Annotated in this window: 1 protein-coding gene; it reads right to left on the bottom strand. The window is 36.4% G+C overall.

Annotated features, from left to right (window positions below; translation table 11 throughout):
• Window positions 1–572, bottom strand: a 572-nt coding sequence (locus J1785_RS00365) for a DUF2971 domain-containing protein (RefSeq protein ID WP_217218531.1), incomplete at both ends; no start/stop codon positions are given.

Here is a 572-nt window from a genome sequence, read left to right as displayed (position 1 = left end):
ATAAGAGACAGGGATATATCCCTGCTGGTTTCAGCTTTATAACTCTTACTTCTTGTTCATACTCCCACGCTTTAGCCTTTATAACACATGCATCAAAACCATTTTCTCGAACATTGGTTAATCCCTCAGAATTAATAATATTTGGTCTGGAGTCAGTATACTTAACATCATGAGGAATCAAATTATCACAATCATGATCCCAGAGCCATTGAGAACTATCTAACATATTGTTTAATTCATCCTCGGAAGCGTTCGCAAAACCCAAAACGCAGCCGCTATGACAATCTGCATAGTGTGCCCACATTGGTACGATGTGTGGGGACTTGCTAAAGCATGTTACAGAAAACTCGCTTGAGGCTTCCCGTCTAAATTCATCAGTAGTTAATACCTTGCAATTTCGCATTGCTTTTTTTCTGTTGATTTTAACTTCATTATGTTCTCCCACTCTTTTAATAAATTTCGATAAACCTATCGTAGAAAATGCTGGATTATAATCAAATGGATCGTTGAAATCTAAAGTATTACTAAATTTAAGAGTTGTATCTCGAAGCACAGTAAGTACAGTATCACTA

Origin of the sequence: Rahnella perminowiae (assembly GCF_019049755.1) — a bacterium.
In the GTDB taxonomy this organism is placed as follows: domain Bacteria; phylum Pseudomonadota; class Gammaproteobacteria; order Enterobacterales; family Enterobacteriaceae; genus Rahnella; species Rahnella perminowiae.
Note: the sequence above shows the minus strand (reverse complement) of the source record. Positions and strands in the feature narration are given on the sequence as shown.